This window comes from Inquilinus sp. CAU 1745 (assembly GCF_039839375.1).
Taxonomy (GTDB): Bacteria; Pseudomonadota; Alphaproteobacteria; order DSM-16000; family Inquilinaceae; genus JBDOQU01.
This window is the reverse complement of record NZ_JBDOQU010000001.1, coordinates 198,229-216,290: the sequence shown is the minus strand read 5'-3', so window position 1 is coordinate 216,290 and position 18,062 is coordinate 198,229. Positions and strand designations below refer to the sequence as shown.

Here is an 18,062-nt window from a genome sequence, read left to right as displayed (position 1 = left end):
TCAGGATCCGCCGCGAATGGGCGATCCTCGGGACTTAGGCCATCACGCCCAGCAGGTCGCTCTCGCGCATGATGAGGTAGTCGACGTTGTCGATCTTCACCTCGGTGCCGGACCACTTGCCGTAGAGGACCTTGTCGCCGGCCTTGACGTCGAGCGGCGTGACCTTGCCGCTGTCGTCGCGTCCGCCCGGGCCGGCCGCGATCACCTCACCCTGGACCGGCTTCTCCTTCGCCGTGTCGGGGATGATGATGCCACCCGCGGTCTTCTCCTCCTGATCGAGCGGCTTGACCACGACGCGGTCGTGCAAGGGTCGGAACTTCATGGATATCTCCGGTAGCTCAGTGTGATGGAAACAGAGGTGTCAGCACTCTGCCTTGAAGAGTGCCAAGCACATAGTAAGAGACGGCGCGCGGGTCAAGCGCCGGGACTGTGATCTCTCATGAAACGTTCGGCATCCGCCGGATCGAGACGCACTTTCATATGCGCCGATCGCTCGTCGTCCCGCCGGTCGACCACTTCCCCCCGCTGGTGAAGCCAGGCGATGGTCCGGCCGTCGGCAAGGTCGACGGCCACGTCCAGGGTCCGGCGGTCACGGTTGAGGAAGGCGGATACCTCGTCGAGGAGCCTATCGATTCCGATGCCTTCGACGGCCGATATCGCCACCGACCGGTCCCAGCGCGCTGCCTGGGAGAAGACGATCTCCCGGTCCGTCGGCGGCATGAGGTCGATTTTGTTCAGGACCTCAATCACCCGCTCGTCCTTCTCCGCATCGATGCCCAGCGCCTGGAGCGTCGCCAGCACGTCGGACCTCTGGGCGGCGCTGTCGGGATGGGAGATATCGCGGACATGAAGGATGATGTCGGCGGATTCCACCTCCTCCAGCGTCGCCCGGAAGGCGGCGACGAGATGGGTTGGAAGGTCGGAGATGAATCCGACGGTATCCGACAGGATGGCCCGCCTGCCCTTCCCCAGATCGATCTGCCGCATCGTCGGGTCCAGCGTCGCGAACAGGAGGTCCTTCGCGAACACGTCGGATTGCGTCAGCCGGTTGAACAGGGTCGACTTGCCGGCGTTGGTATAGCCGACCAGCACGATGACGGGATAAGGCACCCGCGCCCTGGCGTCGCGATGAAGCGACCGGGTCCGCCGGACTTCCTCGATATCCTTCTTCAGCCGGACGATCCGGTCATCGATCAGCCGGCGATCCAGCTCGATCTGGCTCTCGCCGGGACCGCCCAGGAAACCCGCGCCGCCGCGCTGCCGCTCCAGGTGGGTCCATGAGCGGACGAGCCGGGATCGCTGGTAGCTGAGATGGGCGAGTTCGACCTGAAGCTGGCCTTCCCGGGTCCGCGCCCGCTCGCCGAAGATCTCAAGGATCAGGCCGGTCCGGTCGATCACCTTGGTCTTCCAGGCGCGTTCAAGGTTGCGCTGCTGAACCGGCGTCAGGGCAGCGTCGACGATGGCGACATCGATGTCGAGCGCCGCCACCATCGCCGCCAGTTCATCGACCGCGCCGCCGCCGAACAAGGTCGCAGGCTGCGGCCTGTTCACCTTGACGACCCTGGCTTCCGCGACGTCCAGAGAGATGGCGGCTGCAAGGCCGACCGCCTCATCCAGCGCCGATTCCGGCGTCCTCTCCAGCTTGTCGTCGCCCCAGAGCGATGGGTGGACGACGATCGCCCGCCCGGCCGAGGCGGATTGATTCAGATCGTCGCTATGCATTCAGGGTCGACACTCAGGCTTCTTCCTTCGGGGGTTCGAAGAGCTGAACCGGATGGGCCGGCATGACGGTGGAGATCGCGTGCTTGTAGACCAACTGGCTATGGGCGTCGCGGCGGAGGAGAACGGAAAAATTATCAAACCAGGTGATGATGCCCTGCAGCTTGACACCATTCACCAGGAAGACGGTGACGGGAGTCTTGTTCTTCCGGCAGTAGTTGAGGAAAACGTCTTGAACGTTCTGGCTTTTTTCGGACATTGCTTTTTGCCCCGCTCGTTCGGTGTTATTGGAGCCCCGTTTGGGCCCTGGCCGGCTGCGCTGCCGGCTTGCCACCGATATGGTAACGCAACCGGCGACCGCCAAGGTGTGACCTTCAGAACGTCCCGCTGCGATATCGACCGCCGCGGATGTCGTCAGGTGGAGCCGCCGGCGGCATAATCCTGATAGGCCTTGCGGAGCTTCAGGGCGATCGGGCCCGGCTTGCCGTCGCCGATCGCGCGGCCGTCGATACGGGTGATCGGCATGACGTAGGTGGTCGCGCTCGACAGGAAGGCCTCGCGGGCGGCATAGGCCTCCTCGACGGTGAAGGTCCGTTCCTCAAGCGTCACGTCGGACCCGCCGGTCAGCTTCAGGATCGACTGGCGCGTGATGCCGTTCAGGATCGAGTTGCTGGCCTTCCGGGTGACGATCACGTTGTCCGCGGTGACGATCCAGGCGTTGGAGGAGCATCCTTCGGTGACCTTGCCGTCCTCCTCTACCTGCCATGCCTCGGAGGCGCCGGCCTCTGCCGCCATCTGCTTGCCCAGCACCTGGGGCAGCAGCGACACCGACTTGATGTCGCGGCGCTTCCAGCGGATCTCCGGCACCGTGATGACGCTGACTCCCTTCTCCACGATCGCCTTCGGATCAAGGTCCACGTGACGCGTGGTCATCACCAGCGTCGGCGCGACATCAGTCGGGAACTTGAAGTCGCGCGGAGAGACTCCGCGCGTGATCTGAAGATAGATGATGCCGTTCCTGACGCCGTTGCGGCGGACCAGCTCACGCATCACCAGGCCGAGCGCCCGCCGGCTCATGGGCGCGTCCATCTTCAACTCGTCGAGCGAACGCTGGAGGCGGTCGAGGTGCCCCTTCTCGTCGACCATGCGGCCTTCCTGCACGGTCACGACCTCATAGACGCCGTCGGCGAACTGGAAGCCCCGATCCTCGACATGGACAGCGGCCTCGCCATGAGGGACATACCGGCCGTTCACGTAAGCGTAGCGCGCCATTTTTCCTTGATCCTGATGATGAGCTTCGGGGGGAATGGTTAGAAGAATTCCAGGCGGACGGCGAACATCTTCTCGATCTTCTTCACCGACGCGGCGGCGGCGAGAAGGATGACCCGGTCCTGCGGTTTGATGATCGTGGTCGGCCGGGCGATGATGACCTTCCCGTCGCGCACCAGCGCGCCGATGATGACGTCGGATGGCAGCTTGATGTTGCGGATCGGCGTGTTGATGAGGGTGGAGGTCTCCAGCGCCTCCGCCTCGATCACCTCCGCGAAGCCCTCGCGCAGGCTGTGGACCGACTTGATCCGCCCGCGCCTGATATGCTGGAGGATGGTCGAGGCGGTGATCGACCGCGGGCTGACGACGGCGTCGATACCGAGCGTGGTAATCAACGGGTTGTAGGAGGTCTTGTTGATCAGCGTGATCGCCCGCTGGCAGCCATAGCGCTTGGCCAGCAGGGAGGCCAGAATGTTCACCTCGTCTTCATTGGTCACGGCGACCACCGTCTCCGTGGCGCGGACGTTGGCCTCCTCCAGAAGCTCCGGGTCCAGCCCGTCGCCCAGCAGGACCACCGTCCGGTCGAGCTGCTGGGCGATCTCCTCGGCCCGGACCTTGCCGCTTTCGATCAGCCGGGCGGTGACGCCGGGATGCTTCTGCTCGATCTCCTGGGCCAGCGTGAAGCCGATATTGCCGCCGCCGACGATGATGATGCGGCGCGCCGCCGTCTCCTCATGGCCGAAGGCCGCCATGGCCCTGCCGACATGGGACGTCTCAGCCACGAAATAGACCTCGTCGCCCGGAAGCATCTGGTCGTTGGCGTCGGGGATGATCGGCCGGTCGTCCCGGACGATGGCCAGGATCTCGATGTTCAGGTCGGGGAACAGGCCGGTGAGCTGCCTGAGCGGCGTGTTCACGATCGGGCATTCGTCGTCGCAGATGACGCCGATGACCCGAACCAGCCCGTCGGCCAGCGGGATCATGTCGAACGCGCCGGGCACCTGGAGGCGACGGCCGATCGCCTTCGCAACCTCGATCTCCGGCGAGATGATGACGTCGATCGGCATGTTCTCGCGGCTGAACAGGTCGGACCAGATGGGGTCCAGGTAGGTCTGGTTGCGGATGCGCGCGATCTTGGTGGGCACGCTGAACAGCGAGTGCGCCACCTGGCAGGCGACCATGTTGACTTCGTCGGACTGGGTCACGGCGATGATCAGGTCGGCGTCGGGAGCGCCCGCCTGTTCCAGGATCGCCGGGCTGGAGGCGTGGCCGACCAGCCCCTGGACGTCCAGCGTATCCGACAGCTTCTGGATCAGGTCGGGAGCCTGGTCGATCACCGTGACATGATTGTTGTCGGTGGCGAGGTAGCGGGCGATGTTGGAGCCGACCTGGCCGGCCCCGCAGACGATGACCTTCATGGTGTCTTCCTAGTCGCCCGCCACCCGCTGGGCGCGTTCCTGGCCCTGCACGCCGAGGGTCTTCAGCTTCCGGTGTAGCGCCGATCGCTCCATGCCGACGAATTCGGCGGTGCGGCTGATATTGCCGCCGAACCGGGTCACCTGGGCCAGGAGGTACTCCCGTTCAAAAACCTCGCGCGCGTCGCGGAGAGGCAACCCCATGATCTCGCTGCCCTTGTCCCATTTCAGGACGGCGGGAGCGATCGCGCCGATCTCGGGCGGCAGCATATCGGCGCGGATGGGCGACGCCGTCTCTCCCGCCGCCATGATGAGCAGCCAGTCGATCACGTTGCGCAATTGCCTGACATTGCCCGGCCAGCCATAGGCCTGGAGGGCGGCCATCGCGTCCTCCCCCAGGATGCGGGACGGCAGGCCCTGGACCTCCGCCGACCGCTGAAGGAAGTAGCGGGCGAGCAGCGGGATATCCTCCCGCCGTTCGGCCAGCGAGGGCATGCGGATCGGCACCACGTTCAGCCGGTAGTAGAGGTCCTCCCGGAAGAGGCCCGCCTTCAGCGCCTCCGGCAAATCGCGGTTGGACGAGGCGATGATGCGCACATCGACCTCGACATGGGCCGCGCCGCCGACCCGCATGAAGGTCTGGTCCTGGAGGACGCGGACGATCTTGCCCTGGGTCGCCAGCGGCATGTCGGAGACCTCGTCCAGCAGCAGGGTGCCGCCATGGGCCAGTTCCAACGTCCCGACCTTCCGGGGGCCGAGCGCGGCTTCCTCCGCCCTCTCGATCCCGAACAGCTCCTCCTCCAGCCGGTCGGGATTCATCGCCGCGCAGTTGAGCGCGACGAACGGCCCGCCGGAGCGCCGGGACAGCCGGTGGAGCAGCCGGGCGACGACCTCCTTGCCGCTGCCGGGCGGGCCGGAGATCAGCACGCGGCTGCCGGTCGGAGCCACCCGCTCCACCTGCTGGCGAAGCTGGCCCATCGCCGCCGACTGGCCGATCATCTCTTCGTCACGGCCGGCGCGGAGCTTGAGTTCCGCATTCTCCCGGCGCAGGCGCGCGGCTTCAATCGCGCGATCGACCATCAGCAGCAGGCGATCGGACTTGAACGGCTTCTCGATGAAATCGTAGGCGCCGTATTTGATGGCGGTGACCGCCATCTCGATGTTGCCGTGGCCGCTGATCAGCACGACAGGCAGGTCGGGGAAATCCCGCTTCACCTCGTTCAGCAGTTCCAGCCCGTCCAACCGGCTGCCCTGGAGCCAGACGTCGAGGATCAGCAGGCTGGGCTGGCGGACGCGCAGCTCCTGGAGCGCATCGTCGGCGTTCGCCGCCTCGCGGGTCCGGTAGCCTTCATCGTCCAGGATGCCGCCGATCAACAGCCGGATATCGGCTTCGTCGTCGACGATCAGAATATCGTGCGGCATGGGATCAGTCGTCGTTAGGGCGTCGTTGAAGGCGTCGTCGAAGTAACAGATGCGCGGACGGCGATGCGGGGCGGGTCATTGGGCCGCCGATGATGGGTTCAAAACAGCCTCGTCCGCAACCTGCGCGTTTCCCCCGATGTCCTTTCTGGGGAATATCAGGCGCACCCTGGCGCCGCCGCCGGCCCGGTCTTCCAGCACCAGCCGGCTGCCATGGTCTTCCATGATCTTCTTGACGATGGCAAGCCCCAGGCCGGTGCCCTTGGTCCGCGTCGTGACATAAGGTTCGGTCAGCCGGTGGCGATCCTCGCGCGGCAGGCCCTTGCCGTTATCCTCCACCATGACGACCGCGCTGTCCCGCTCGTCTGCGACGGTGATCGCGACGCGACCCGGCTCCAGCCCCTGCCCTTCCCTGCCCTCTATCGCATCCAGCGCGTTCTGGAGCAGGTTGGTCAGCGCCTGGGATACCTGCCTTGCGTCACAGATCACCGGCACCTTGCCGTCGGGCGCGGAAAGGGAGAATTCCACGTCGGAGCGCGCATTCTTCTGCAGATACATCGCCTGCCGGCAAAGATCGACCAGGTCCGCCATGTTCATCTTGGGCGTCGGCATGCGCGCGAAGGCGGAGAATTCGTCGACCATCCGGCCGATATCCCCGACCTGCCGGACGATCGTATCGGTGCAGGAGGCGAAGATGTCGGGGTCGGTCTGGATCTCCTTGAAATATTTGCGCTTCAACCGTTCCGCGGAAAGCTGGATCGGGGTCAGCGGATTCTTGATCTCATGGGCGATGCGGCGCGCCACATCGGCCCAGGCGGCCTTCCGCTGCGCCGACAGAAGTTCGGAGATGTCGTCGAACGTCACGACATAGCCGCGCACTTTCCCGTCAAGCCGCTCCGCCGCGATCCGCACCAGCAGCGTCCGCCGTTCCCCGCCCGTCTGGATTTCCACCTGGGATTCGACCAGCCGGCCGGGACGGCGGCGGATCGCAATCATCAGATCCTCCATCTCCGGCACCGCGTCGACAAGTCGCTGGCCGACCAGCTGGTCGAGATCCTTGCCCAGCAGTTCGGTCGCGGATTTGTTCGGCAGGTTGATCCGCCCGGCCTCGTCTAGCCCCAGCACGCCTGCCGAAACGCCGGAAAGGACGGTTTCCGTGAACCGCCGGCGGAGGTCGAGTTGGCGGTTGGCTTCGATCAGGTCGCGGCGCTGACCTTCGAGCTGGCTGGTCATCCGGTTGAAGGCGCGGCTGAGCGTGCCAAGTTCATCCCCGGCGGAGGAGTTGGCGACGCGCGCCGTCAGGTCGCCCGCCCTCACCCGTTCGGCCGCGGAGATCAGGGCACTGATCGGCGTGACCAGCGTATCGGCGAAAACCATGCCGAACCAGACCGCAACCATCAGCAGCAGCAGCGCCACCACGACATAGATCAGCGTGAAAGTGATCTGGAGCGTGCCGCGGCGCGATTCCAACTCCTGATATTCCGACACGGCCCCCTGGGCGCGCTCCATATGGCCAATGACCTGCGCCTCGACCAGCCGTCCGACCAGAAGGAAGGTGTCGACATAGCGGTCGAGCCTGAGCAGGGCGCGGACCCGGTCGTCATTGTCGGTGGTCAGCAGCACCACCTCCCCCTGCCGCGCGCGGTCCAGCAGCTCGTCGGAGATCGGTTCGAACTGGAGGGAGAAGGTCAGGTTCGACTGCGCCAGGGTGCGGCCGCTGGAATCGAAGACCAGCGCCTCCGTCAGCCCCCGCAGCAGCGCCTGGGTGGAGACGAACTGGTCGAAATATTCCGGGTCGCTGAGCAGGCGCGGCGCTTCCCGGTTGAGGTCGTTGGCCATCGACAGCGCGTCGGCGCGCAGCGTCTTCTGATGTTCCTCCAGATAGGCTTCGGCGACCGACAGGCTCTCATTGACCGCCGTCGACACGCGTTCGGAAAACCAGGACTGGACGCCGAAATAGAAGAAGAGCGCGGAGAAGACGGCGACCAGGATCGAGGGCGCGACGGCCACGATGCTGAACAGGGCGACCAGACGGATATGGAGGCGCGCGCCCGCCCGGCCGCGACGGCGCTCCACCCAGATTCCCACGACCCGCCGCGCGATCAGCGCGCCCAGCAGCAGCAGGATGACGAGATCCAGATTGAGCAGCAGATAGACCGTGTCGGTCTCATGGCCGAAGGGCGGGGTTTCGGTCAGCGCCGCATAGGTCGCGACGCCCGCGGCGACCGCCGCGATGGTGAGGACGACCGACAGCTTGTTCGCCAACCCGACGCGCGCAGCCCAACGGGCCACCTGACGCATCAGCGACGGCGACGATTCAGCGGTGTGAGCGGTCATGCCTTCAGTGTCCAGGCCTTCCCCGGCCAAGCCAACGCGGGCCAGCGGCCCCTCGGGTGGCTATTTTAGCCCCCGGATCACCTGTATGTCTAACTCGCGGATTTTCTTCCGCAGGGTGTTCCGGTTGAGCCCCAGCAGGTGGGCCGCCTTGATCTGGTTGCCGCGCGTGGCGGCGAGGCTGAGGGTTATCAGCGGGCGTTCGACCTCCTGCAGCACGCGGTCGTGCAGGCCGGCGGCCGGCAGCCCGTCCTTGTGGGCGAGGAAATAGTCCCGCAGATGCCGCTCCACGGCCCCGCTCAACCCCTCCCCTTGCTCCTCCGCGGCAGGGCGGGCGGCCGGGCTGGCGTCGGCCAATTCCTGCGCGATGACCTCCGACCCGATCACCTCCTGGCTGTAGAGCGCGGCCAGTCGGCGGACGAGGTTCTCCAGTTCACGGACATTGCCGGGCCAGCGGTAGGACTTCAGATGGTCCATCCCGGCCGCGTCCACGGTCTTGAGCGGCAGCCCTTCCTGCGCCGCCATGGCGAGGAAATGGCGGGTCAAGGCGGGAATGTCCTCCGTCCGCTCGCGAAGCGGCGGCAGGCGGATCGGGACGACGTTCAGCCGGTAGAACAGATCCTCCCGGAACAGGCCCTGGCGGATGGCCTGGCGGAGGTCCCGGTGGGTCGCGGCGACGATGCGGACATCGGCCTTGATCGAGGCCCGGCCGCCGACTGTGGTGTATTCCCCCTCCTGGAGCACGCGGAGGAGCCTGGTCTGGGCCTCCATCGGCATGTCACCGATCTCATCCAGGAAAAGCGTGCCGCCCTGCGCCTGCTCGAACCGGCCGGAGGAACGGGCCGTGGCCCCGGTGAAGGCCCCCTTCTCATGGCCGAACAGCTCGCTTTCGATCAGTTCGCGCGGGATGGCGGCCATGTTGATGGCGACGAAGGGGCCGCTGCGCCGCTTGCCGTAATCATGCAGCGCGCGGGCGACCAGCTCTTTCCCGGTTCCGCTTTCGCCGGCGATCATGACCGTCAGGTCCGTCGCCATCAGCCGGGCCATGATCCGGTAGATGTCCTGCATCGCCGCCGATCGACCGATCAGCGGCAGGTCGCCTTCGGCCTCCCCGCCATCGACGGCGGCCGGGGCCGGCGCGGCGTTGCGCGTCGTGATCGCCCGTTCGACGACATGCACCAGCTCCTTCAGGTCGAAGGGCTTGGGGAGGTATTCGAACGCCCCCCGCTCCGTCGCCTTGACGGCGGTCAGCAGGGTGTTCTGCGCGCTCATCACGACGACGCGGAGATCGGGCCTGATCCGCTTGATGCGCGGGATGAGGTCGAGCCCGTTCTCGTCGGGCATCACAACATCGGTGATGACGAGATCGCCCTCCCCGTCCTCCACCCATCGCCAGAGCGTGGCGGCGTTGCCCGTGGTCCGGACATCATGGCCGAGGCGCACCAGCGCCTGGGTCAGGACCGTGCGGATCGCCCGGTCGTCGTCGGCCACGAGGATGGTCGCTGTCGTCATGAGGCCAGTTCCTCTACGGGGGGAGTTCGCTGGACAAGGTTTCCGGCGTCGACGGCTATGGGCAGGGAGACCCTGAAGACCGTCCGCCGGGGGCGGCTGTCGAAATCGACCACGCCGCCATGGTCACCGACGATCTTCGCCACCAGCGCCAGCCCCAGCCCCGACCCGTTGGCCTTGGTCGAGACGAAGGGGTCGAAAAGATGCTGGTGGAGGTCCTCCGGAATGCCCTCGCCATTGTCCTGGATCGTCACCGCCAGCGGCAGGTTCATGCGGCCGTTGGTGCCGGGAATGGCGATGGAGACGCCGCGCTGATAGGCGGTCGTGAGCACGATCTCCGGATTGTCCGCCGGCGCGGCCTCCGCCGCATTCTTCACCAGGTTGAGGAACACCTGGACGAGCTGGTCGTGATTGCCATGGACGGGCGGCAGCGACGGGTCGTAGCGCTCAACGAACCGGACGCGCCGGGCGAAGCCGGTCTGGGAGACCTTCCGCACCCGCTCCAGCACCGCATGGATGTTGACGGCCTCCCGCTCGATCGGGCGCTGGTCGGAGAAGACCTCCATCCGATTGACCAGCGCAACGATGCGATCGGCCTCGTCGCAAATCAGCCGCGTCAGTTCCCGGTCCGGGTCGGAGGCGTTCTCCTCCAGAAGCTGCGCCGCCCCCCTGATGCCGGAAAGCGGGTTCTTCACCTCATGAGCCAGCATCGCCGCCATCGCTGTCACCGATCGCGCAGCGTTGCGGTGGTTGAGCTGCTTGTCGATCAGCCGGGCGATCGACACCTCATGCAGCGTGACCACCGCATGGTCGGTCCGGTCGCCCATCGGGCCAGCGGTGATGGTGACGGTATGCCGGCCGATGCGCGGCGTCTCCAGGATCACGCCATATTCCGAAACGGTGCGACCCTGGGACAGCACCTGGGCGATCAGCAGGAAGATCGGGCTGTCGGCCGGCAGCAGCTCATCCAGCCGCTGGCCGACCAGCGCGCTTTCGCCGGCGTCGAGGAACCGCTGCGCCTCGAAATTGACGAAGCGGATCAGGCAGTTGCGATCGACCACGATCACGGGTTCCGGCAGGCCATGGAGGATCTGGACGCCGTCGACGGCGGGGAGCGTCGCCAAATCCATCAGCAGGCCTCGATCGCCGGTTCGTAGCAGCGGCGGACAAGGTCGCGCACGACCTCCGGATCGTAGGTGCGGTTGACGCCTTCGCGGAAGGCGGCCGCGCCTGGCAGGCCCTTCGCGTACCAGGCCAGATGCTTGCGGGCGACCCTGCCTCCCTTCTCCACCCCGTAATGCTCCAGCAGCGCCTCGTAATGCTCCAAAACGATGCCTTGCTGATCGGCGAGAGCCGGATCGGGGATGCGGCGGCCGGTGCGCAGATATTCCATTGCCTGGGCGATGAACCAGGGGCGGCCCTGCGCGCCGCGGCCGATCATCACGCCATCGGCGCCGCTATGATCCAGAGCGCGGTCGATATCGTCGAAATCGCCAATGTCGCCATTGACGATGAGCGGCACCGTAATCGCTTGTTTCACTTCCTGGATGGCCTGCCAGTCGGCCGTGCCGTTATAGAGCTGGCAGCGGGTGCGGCCGTGGATGGTGATCATCCTGATCCCCGACTCCTCCGCGATGCGGGCGAGACGGGGGGCATTACGGTTGGAATCGTCCCAGCCCAGTCGCGTCTTCAGCGTCACCGGGATGGGAACGGCCTTCACGACCGCCTCCATGATGCGGGCCGCCAGCCCCTCCTCCCGCATCAGCGCGGAGCCGGCCAGCTTGTTCACGACCTTCTTGACCGGGCAGCCGAAATTGATGTCGATGATGGCCGCCCCCCGGTCCACGTTCAGCCGCGCCGCTTCGGCCATCACCTCCGGATCGTGGCCGGCAAGCTGGACCGCCATCGGATATTCCTCCGCGCAATCCGTGGAGGTGCGAAGCGACTGGCGGGCGGCGCGCACCATTTCGGAACTCGCGATCATCTCCGAGACCACGAGCCCGGCGCCGAGCTTCTTCACCAGCCGCCGGAACGGCTGGTCCGTGACGCCCGACATGGGCGCCAGGATGACGGGAGTGTCCAGGAGGACCGGACCGATTGAAACGCCCATAATTTAGGCATCACCAGTTCATGCAAAAGATTTATGCAAACTACCAGCGCCGCCGATGGAATCAAGCGTTCATCTTGCTTGGCCGGCCGCCGCTTCCCCGATAGGGTCGCCCGCGCAATGCAGAGAGACGAGTCCTCATCCATGGACACCCCCAGTGGCAGCCCGTCCGTCGCCGCGCTGATCGTCGCCGCCGGACGGGGCGAGCGGTTCGGCGGCGCGATCCCGAAGCAGTACCGCGACCTTTCCGGCGCGCCCATGATCCGGCGGACGGCGCAGGCCTTCCTGCGGCATCCGTCGGTCGACCGGGTGCTGGCAGTGATCGACGCGGATCATGAGGAGCATTATCGCGCCAGCCTGGGCGACCTTCCCCTGCCCTCGCCCGTTCCCGGCGGCGCGACGCGGCAGGAATCGGTGCGGCGCGGGCTGGAGGCGCTGGAGGCGGCCGCGCCGGACCTGGTGCTGGTCCATGACGCCGCCCGGCCGCTGGTCGATGCGGGAACCATAGACCGGGTCATCGAGGCGCTGGCCGTCCATCCGGCGGTCATTCCCGGCGTACCCGTGGTCGACACGCTGAAGCGCGCCGGCGCGGACGGAACGGTGGGCGCGACCGTCGACCGCACCGGCCTCTGGCGGGCGCAGACGCCGCAGGGCTTCCGGTTCGGGCCGCTGCTGGCGGCGCATCGGCTGGTGGAAGGACAATCGCTGACCGACGATTCCGCCGTCGCCGAGGCTGCTGGCCTGCCGATCGGGATCGTGGAGGGGAACGAGGACAATATGAAGATCACCAGCGCCGGCGACATGGCGCGCGCCGAGAGGATATTGGGCGGAACACCGGACATCCGGGTCGGCAACGGCTTCGACGTTCATCGACTGGTCCCGGACCGGCCGCTGATCCTCTGCGGCGTGACCATCCCCCACGCGCTGGGGCTGGCCGGCCATTCCGACGCCGATGTCGGCCTCCACGCCCTGACGGATGCGCTGCTGGGCGCCTTGGGCGAAGGCGATATCGGGCTGCATTTCCCGCCCAGCGACCCGCGCTGGAAGGACGCCGACAGCGCCCTCTTCCTGCGCCATGTCGCGGCGATGGTCGCGGAGCGCGGCGGCCGGATCGGCCATGTCGATGTCACCCTGATCTGCGAGACGCCGAAGATCGGCCCGCACCGGGCCGCGATGGTCGCACGGATCGCCGAACTGACGGGGCTGGAGTCCGGCCGCGTCAGCGTCAAGGCGACGACGACGGAAAGGCTAGGCTTCACCGGCCGGGGCGAAGGGATCGCCGCGCAGGCGACCGCGACGGTGATCCTGCCATGAGCGCTGACGCCATCCGCCTGATCGACGCCTGCAGGGCGCGCGGCTGGCGCGTGGCGACGGCGGAAAGCTGCACCGGCGGGCTGATCGGCGCGGCGATCACCACCATCGCGGGATCGTCGGATGTCTATGAGCGCGGCTTCGTCACCTATTCCAACGAGGCCAAGACGGAGCTTCTGGACGTTCCGGCCGTCCTGATCGCGGAGGTCGGCGCGGTCAGCGCGGAGGTCGCCGAGGCGATGGCGCGGGGCGCGCTGGCGCGGTCGCGCGCCGATTTGGCGATATCGGTGACGGGTGTCGCCGGGCCGGGCGGCGGAACGGAGGCGAAGCCCGTCGGCCTTGTCTATATCGGCATCATGAAACGGGGCGGCAAGCCTGTCGCCCACTGCTTCATCTTTCCGGGGGATCGGGAGGCCGTGCGGCTCTCGAGCGTCAGGGCGGCGCTGGAACTGGCGGCCGAGGCTGTGGAAAGTTCAGGAAGCCGACCGTGACGCCGGGACGGCGGGCGTATCGCCTGAGCCGTAAAGCGCCTTCGCCCGCGCCTCGAACGCCGTGACCATGCGCCGGAACGCCTCGTTGAACAGCGCCCCGATCAGCGTCTGAAGAACCTTAGAGCGAAACTCGAAATCCACGAAGAAATCGATCTTGCAGCCATCGGGATGCGGATAGAACTTCCAGTGATTGTTGAGGTGCCGGAGCGGCCCCTCGATGTACTTCACGTCGATGGTTCCCGGCCGGTCGAGATTGACCTGGCTGGTGAACCTTTCCCTGACCATTCGGAAGCCGATCACCAGATCGGCGACGATCAGGTCCGGCGTCCGCTTGCGGATGCGCGAGGCGAGGCACCAGGGCAGGAACTGCGGATATCTCTCCACATCCGCGACCAGGTCGAACATCTGCTCCGGCGTATAGGGGAGGATGCGTTCTTCGGCATGGGTAGGCATGGCGTCAGACAGCCGCCAGTTCGACGATATCCATCGAGGGGAGACCCGACAGCCGGGCGTCACGGGCCGCCCTCAGCTTCGCGAAATCGCTGTCGGCATGGTAGGAGGACCGGGTCAGCGGCGTCGCGGAGATCATGAGGAAACCCTTGCCGCGCCCGACCTTCTCATAGCCGCCGAATTCCTCCGGCGTCACGAAGCGGTCGACCTTCGCGTGCTTGGGCGTCGGCTGGAGATACTGGCCGATGGTCATGAAGTCGACATCGGCGGAGCGGAGATCGTCCATCACCTGATGGACCTCGTCCCGCCCCTCCCCCAGCCCGACCATGATGCCGGACTTGGTGAAGATCGACGGGTCGATCTCCTTCACCCGGTTCAGGAGGTTGAGCGAGGTGAAATAGCGCGCGCCCGGCCGGATCGACGGGTAGAGGCGCGGCGCGGTTTCGAGATTATGGTTGAAGACGTCGGGTCGCGCCTCGACCACGATCTCAAGAGCGCCCTTCTTGCCCTTGAAATCAGGCGTCAATATCTCGATCGTCGTGTCCGGCGAAGCCTCGCGCACGGCGTTGATGACGTTCGCGAAATGCCGCGCCCCGCCATCCTCCAGGTCGTCGCGGTCGACCGAGGTGATGACGATGTGGTTGAGGCCGACGCGGGTGACCATCTCCGCGATATGCTCGGGCTCGTGCGGGTCGACCTGATCCGGCCGGCCGGTGGAGACGTTGCAGAAGGCGCAGGCGCGCGTGCAGACGGAGCCCAGGATCATCACCGTCGCATGGCCCTTCGACCAGCATTCGCCGATGTTAGGGCAGGCCGCCTCCTCGCACACCGTGACGAGGTCCAGGCTGCGCATCAGCGCCCTTGTCTGGTGGTATTCCTTCGACACCGGGGCCTTCACCCTGATCCAGGACGGTTTCCGCTGGATCGGATTGTCGGGACGATGCGCCTTTTCCGGGTGTCTGACTTTCTGGGGCGTGGTCGCCATCAGGCTTGGCCTTGGTCGTTCTTTAGGATCGTCCGACGATGATTGGAAGGTGGGCCCGGCGGCCCGTCCTTCCAAGTCGACGGTCAGAAATGAATGGCGCGCCCGTACGCGTCGAGCACGCTTTCATGCATCATCTCGGACAGGGTGGGATGCGGGAACACCGTGTGCATCAGGTCGGCTTCCGTCGTCTCCAGCGACTTGGCGATGCCGAAGCCCTGGATCAGCTCCGTCACCTCCGCGCCGACCATATGGGCGCCCAGAAGCTCCCCGGTCTTCGCGTCGAACACGGTCTTCACCATGCCTTCGGGCTCCCCCAGCGCGATCGCCTTGCCGTTGCCCATGAAGGGGAAGCGGCCCACCTTGACCTCGTGGCCCTGCTCCTTGGCCTTCTTCTCCGTCAGGCCGACGCTGGCGATCTGCGGGGTGCAGTAGGTGCAGCCGGGGATGTTGGTGACGTCCAGCGGATGAACGTCCTTCACGCCGGCGATCTTCTCCACGCAGATGACGCCTTCGTGGCTGGCCTTGTGCGCCAGCCAGGGCGCGCCGACCACGTCGCCGATGGCGTAGACCCCCGGCTCGTCCGTCCGCAGCCATTCATCGACCAGGATGTGTCCGCGGTCGGTTTTGACCTTGGTGTTGTCGAGACCGATATTCTCGACATTGCCGGCGATGCCGATGGCGAGGATCACCTTCTCGGTCTTGATCTGCTGCTTCTTGCCGCCGACATCGACGGTCGCCGTCACCCCGTCCTTCGCCTTGTCCAGCTTCTCCACCTTGGCGGAGGTGAGGATCTTCATGCCCTGCTTCTCGAACTGCTTGCGGGCGTGGGCGGAGATCTCCTCATCCTCCACGGGCAGGATGCGGTCCATCACCTCGACCACCGTCACCTCGGCGCCCATGAAGCGGTAGAAGCTGGCGAATTCTATCCCGATCGCGCCTGAGCCGATGACCAGCAGCGATTTCGGCATCGTCTTGGGGACCATCGCCTCCTTGTAGGTCCAGACCTGCTCTCCATCCGGCTCAAGGCCTGGAAGCGTGCGGGCGCGCGCGCCGGTGGCGATGATGATGTGCGGCGCCTCCAGCGTGGCGACCGGCTTGCCGTCCTTCTCCACCGCCAGCTTGCCCTTGCCCTGAAGCGTTCCGGCGCCGTCGATGACGGTCACTTTGTTCTTCTTCAGGAGGTGCTTCACACCGCCGGAAAGCTGTGCCGCGACCTTGCGGGACCGTTGGACGACCTTGTCGATATCGAACGACACCTCCTTGGCGGAGAAGCCGTAAGCGTCCAGATTCTGAAGCAGATGGCCGATCTCCGAAGAGCGCAGCAGCGCCTTGGTCGGGATGCAGCCCCAGTTGAGGCAGATGCCGCCCAGATGCTCGCGCTCCACGACGGCCGCCTTCACGCCGAGTTGCGCGGCGCGGATCGCCGCCACGTAGCCGCCCGGCCCCGCGCCCAGCACGATCAGATCGAATTTTGTGTCGGCCAAGGGTCTTCTCCCCTGTTGGTTGGTCCGCCTAGGCGGTTGCGTCCGCGCCTCAAGAAACCGTCATGCCGGACTTGATCCGGCATCCACGGGCCGGCGACACTGCGCGGACGGTGAAGGACCGGGAACGATCCCGCCCGCCATCGACGCCGCATGGATGCCGGATCAAGTCCGGCATGACGATGTTTTGGTTCAAAGCATCATGCCCAGCGGGTCCTGGATCAGCTTCTTGAAGGCCTGGAGGTATTCCGCGCCCACCGCGCCGTCGACCACGCGATGGTCGACGGAGAGCGTGCAGCTCATGACCGTAGCGATGGCGAGCGCGCCGTCCTTGACGACCGGCTGCTGCTGCCCCGCGCCGACGGCCAGGATGCAGCCCTGAGGCGGGTTGATGATCGCGGCGAAATCCTTGATGCCGTACATGCCGAGATTGGAGATAGAGAAGGTGCCGCCCTGGAACTCCTCCGGCTTCAGCTTGCCTTCCCGCGCCCGGCCGGCGAGGTCCTTCATCTCGGCGGAGATGGTCGAGAGTCCCTTGGTGTCGGCGGCCTTGATGATCGGCGTGATGAGGCCGTTGTCGGTCGCCACGGCGACGGAGATGTCGATCCGGTCGTACATCAGGATCGCCTCGTCGGTCCACGAAGCGTTGGCCGCCGGGACCTGCCGCAGCGCGATTGCGGCGGCCTTGATGACGAGGTCGTTCACCGACAGCTTCACGTCGTCGCGCTCGTTCAACTGCTTGCGCAGCTTCAGGAGGGCATCGATCTCGCAATCCACCGTCAGATAGAAATGCGGGACCGTCTGCTTGGCCTCCGTGAGGCGGCGGGCGACGGTCTTGCGGATGTTGTTGTTCTTCGCCTCCGTATAGGGAATGCCGTAGGCGTCGGCGAGCTTCTTCGCGTCCGGCCCGGCCGCCACGGGAGCGGCCCTGGCCGGAGCCTCAGCGGCCTTCGGCTCGGCGGCCGCCTTGGCCGGGGCGCCCTCGCCGGCGGCCTCGACATCCGCCTTGACGATCCGGCCGCCGGGGCCGGAGCCCTTCAGCGTGGCGAGATCGATGCCGGCATTCTTGGCCATGCGGCGCGCCAGCGGGCTGGCGAAGATTCGGTCGCCCTCCGGCTGCGCGGCGGGCTCCGCCTTCTTCGACGGTTCGGCCTTCGGGGCTTCGGATTTTTCCTCAGCGTCGGCTTTTGTCGGCTTTTGTGGGCTTTCGGCTTCCTCGGCGGGTTTCTCCGCCGGCTTTTCCGCTGCTGCGGCGTCGGCGGCGGAGGCGTCCTCCCCCTCCTCCAGCAGCACCGCGATCGGCGTGTTCACCGCCACGCCCTCCGTCCCCTCGGCCACCAGGATCTTGCCCAGCGTCCCCTCGTCAACCGCCTCGACCTCCATTGTCGCCTTGTCGGTCTCGATCTCCGCGATCACGTCGCCGATCGACACCGCCTCGCCTTCCTTCTTGTGCCAGGAAGCCAGCGTCCCCTCGGTCATCGTCGGCGACAAAGCCGGCATCAGGATCTTGATCGGCATCGATGTCTCCTCTCGACGGCCGCGCTCAGGCGGCCTCATGTCCTGTTTGCGTTC

16 protein-coding genes are annotated in these 18,062 nt (G+C 66.2%); 2 read left to right on the top strand and 14 right to left on the bottom strand.

The window, feature by feature from the left end; translation table 11 throughout:
- Positions 1 to 34: 34 nt before the first annotated feature.
- The 10 genes from AAFN89_RS01035 to dusB form a co-directional block, all read right to left on the bottom strand.
- Positions 35 to 322 carry a co-chaperone GroES gene (locus tag AAFN89_RS01035; RefSeq protein ID WP_347534995.1) on the bottom strand — a complete coding sequence of 96 codons (288 nt, stop codon included), beginning with the start codon at positions 320 to 322 and terminating at the stop codon, positions 35 to 37.
- Positions 323 to 414: 92 nt separating this feature from the next.
- Positions 415 to 1,722, bottom strand: a complete 1,308-nt coding sequence (gene hflX, locus AAFN89_RS01030; RefSeq protein WP_347534993.1) for a GTPase HflX — start codon at positions 1,720 to 1,722, stop codon at positions 415 to 417.
- 13 nt (positions 1,723 to 1,735) lie between these two features.
- A complete protein-coding gene (gene hfq / locus AAFN89_RS01025; protein WP_347534991.1) occupies positions 1,736 to 1,978 on the bottom strand; it encodes an RNA chaperone Hfq in 243 nt (80 codons plus the stop codon).
- A 155-nt stretch (positions 1,979 to 2,133) separates the two neighbouring features.
- Positions 2,134 to 2,991, bottom strand: a complete 858-nt coding sequence (locus AAFN89_RS01020) for a D-amino-acid transaminase (RefSeq protein ID WP_347534989.1) — start codon at positions 2,989 to 2,991, stop codon at positions 2,134 to 2,136.
- A 38-nt stretch (positions 2,992 to 3,029) separates the two neighbouring features.
- Positions 3,030 to 4,406 carry a Trk system potassium transporter TrkA gene (trkA, locus tag AAFN89_RS01015; protein ID WP_347534987.1) on the bottom strand — a complete coding sequence of 459 codons (1,377 nt, stop codon included), beginning with the start codon at positions 4,404 to 4,406 and terminating at the stop codon, positions 3,030 to 3,032.
- 9 nt (positions 4,407 to 4,415) lie between these two features.
- On the bottom strand, positions 4,416 to 5,825 hold the full coding sequence (locus AAFN89_RS01010) for a sigma-54 dependent transcriptional regulator (RefSeq protein ID WP_347534985.1): 1,410 nt from the start codon (positions 5,823 to 5,825) through the stop codon (positions 4,416 to 4,418).
- A 75-nt stretch (positions 5,826 to 5,900) separates the two neighbouring features.
- Positions 5,901 to 8,159, bottom strand: coding sequence for a PAS domain-containing sensor histidine kinase (locus tag AAFN89_RS01005; RefSeq protein ID WP_347534983.1), 2,259 nt, complete (start codon positions 8,157 to 8,159; stop codon positions 5,901 to 5,903).
- 60 nt (positions 8,160 to 8,219) lie between these two features.
- On the bottom strand, positions 8,220 to 9,668 hold the full coding sequence (gene ntrC / locus AAFN89_RS01000; protein WP_347534981.1) for a nitrogen regulation protein NR(I): 1,449 nt from the start codon (positions 9,666 to 9,668) through the stop codon (positions 8,220 to 8,222).
- Positions 9,665 to 10,795: an ATP-binding protein gene (locus AAFN89_RS00995; RefSeq protein WP_347534979.1), complete on the bottom strand. Its 1,131-nt coding sequence runs from the start codon at positions 10,793 to 10,795 to the stop codon at positions 9,665 to 9,667. Before AAFN89_RS00995 ends, ntrC begins: the two co-directional genes overlap by 4 nt.
- Entirely contained in the window at positions 10,795 to 11,775 is a 981-nt protein-coding gene (gene dusB, locus AAFN89_RS00990) for a tRNA dihydrouridine synthase DusB (RefSeq protein ID WP_347534977.1), read from the bottom strand. The genes AAFN89_RS00995 and dusB overlap by 1 nt, the downstream gene beginning before the upstream one ends.
- Before the next feature lie 141 nt (positions 11,776 to 11,916).
- On the opposite strand from dusB, the gene AAFN89_RS00985 reads away from it, so the two are divergent.
- Together AAFN89_RS00985 and AAFN89_RS00980 are read left to right on the top strand one after the other, a co-directional pair.
- A complete protein-coding gene (locus tag AAFN89_RS00985) occupies positions 11,917 to 13,086 on the top strand; it encodes a bifunctional 2-C-methyl-D-erythritol 4-phosphate cytidylyltransferase/2-C-methyl-D-erythritol 2,4-cyclodiphosphate synthase (protein ID WP_347534975.1) in 1,170 nt (389 codons plus the stop codon).
- The gene (locus tag AAFN89_RS00980) at positions 13,083 to 13,574 is read left to right on the top strand and encodes a nicotinamide-nucleotide amidohydrolase family protein (RefSeq protein WP_347534973.1); all 492 of its coding nucleotides are present in this window, start codon (positions 13,083 to 13,085) and stop codon (positions 13,572 to 13,574) included. Before AAFN89_RS00985 ends, AAFN89_RS00980 begins: the two co-directional genes overlap by 4 nt.
- Here AAFN89_RS00980 and AAFN89_RS00975 read toward each other — a convergent pair.
- From AAFN89_RS00975 to AAFN89_RS00960, 4 genes are all read right to left on the bottom strand, one after another.
- A complete protein-coding gene (locus AAFN89_RS00975; protein WP_347534971.1) occupies positions 13,557 to 14,027 on the bottom strand; it encodes a type II toxin-antitoxin system RatA family toxin in 471 nt (156 codons plus the stop codon). The two genes, AAFN89_RS00980 and AAFN89_RS00975, sit on opposite strands and share 18 nt — an antisense overlap.
- A 4-nt stretch (positions 14,028 to 14,031) precedes the next feature.
- Positions 14,032 to 15,009: a lipoyl synthase gene (lipA, locus tag AAFN89_RS00970; RefSeq protein ID WP_347534969.1), complete on the bottom strand. Its 978-nt coding sequence runs from the start codon at positions 15,007 to 15,009 to the stop codon at positions 14,032 to 14,034.
- 83 nt (positions 15,010 to 15,092) lie between these two features.
- Positions 15,093 to 16,493, bottom strand: a complete 1,401-nt coding sequence (lpdA, locus tag AAFN89_RS00965) for a dihydrolipoyl dehydrogenase (protein WP_347534967.1) — start codon at positions 16,491 to 16,493, stop codon at positions 15,093 to 15,095.
- A gap of 189 nt (positions 16,494 to 16,682) precedes the next feature.
- Positions 16,683 to 18,008: a pyruvate dehydrogenase complex dihydrolipoamide acetyltransferase gene (locus tag AAFN89_RS00960; protein ID WP_347534965.1), complete on the bottom strand. Its 1,326-nt coding sequence runs from the start codon at positions 18,006 to 18,008 to the stop codon at positions 16,683 to 16,685.
- Between the last annotated feature and the right edge of the window lie 54 nt (positions 18,009 to 18,062).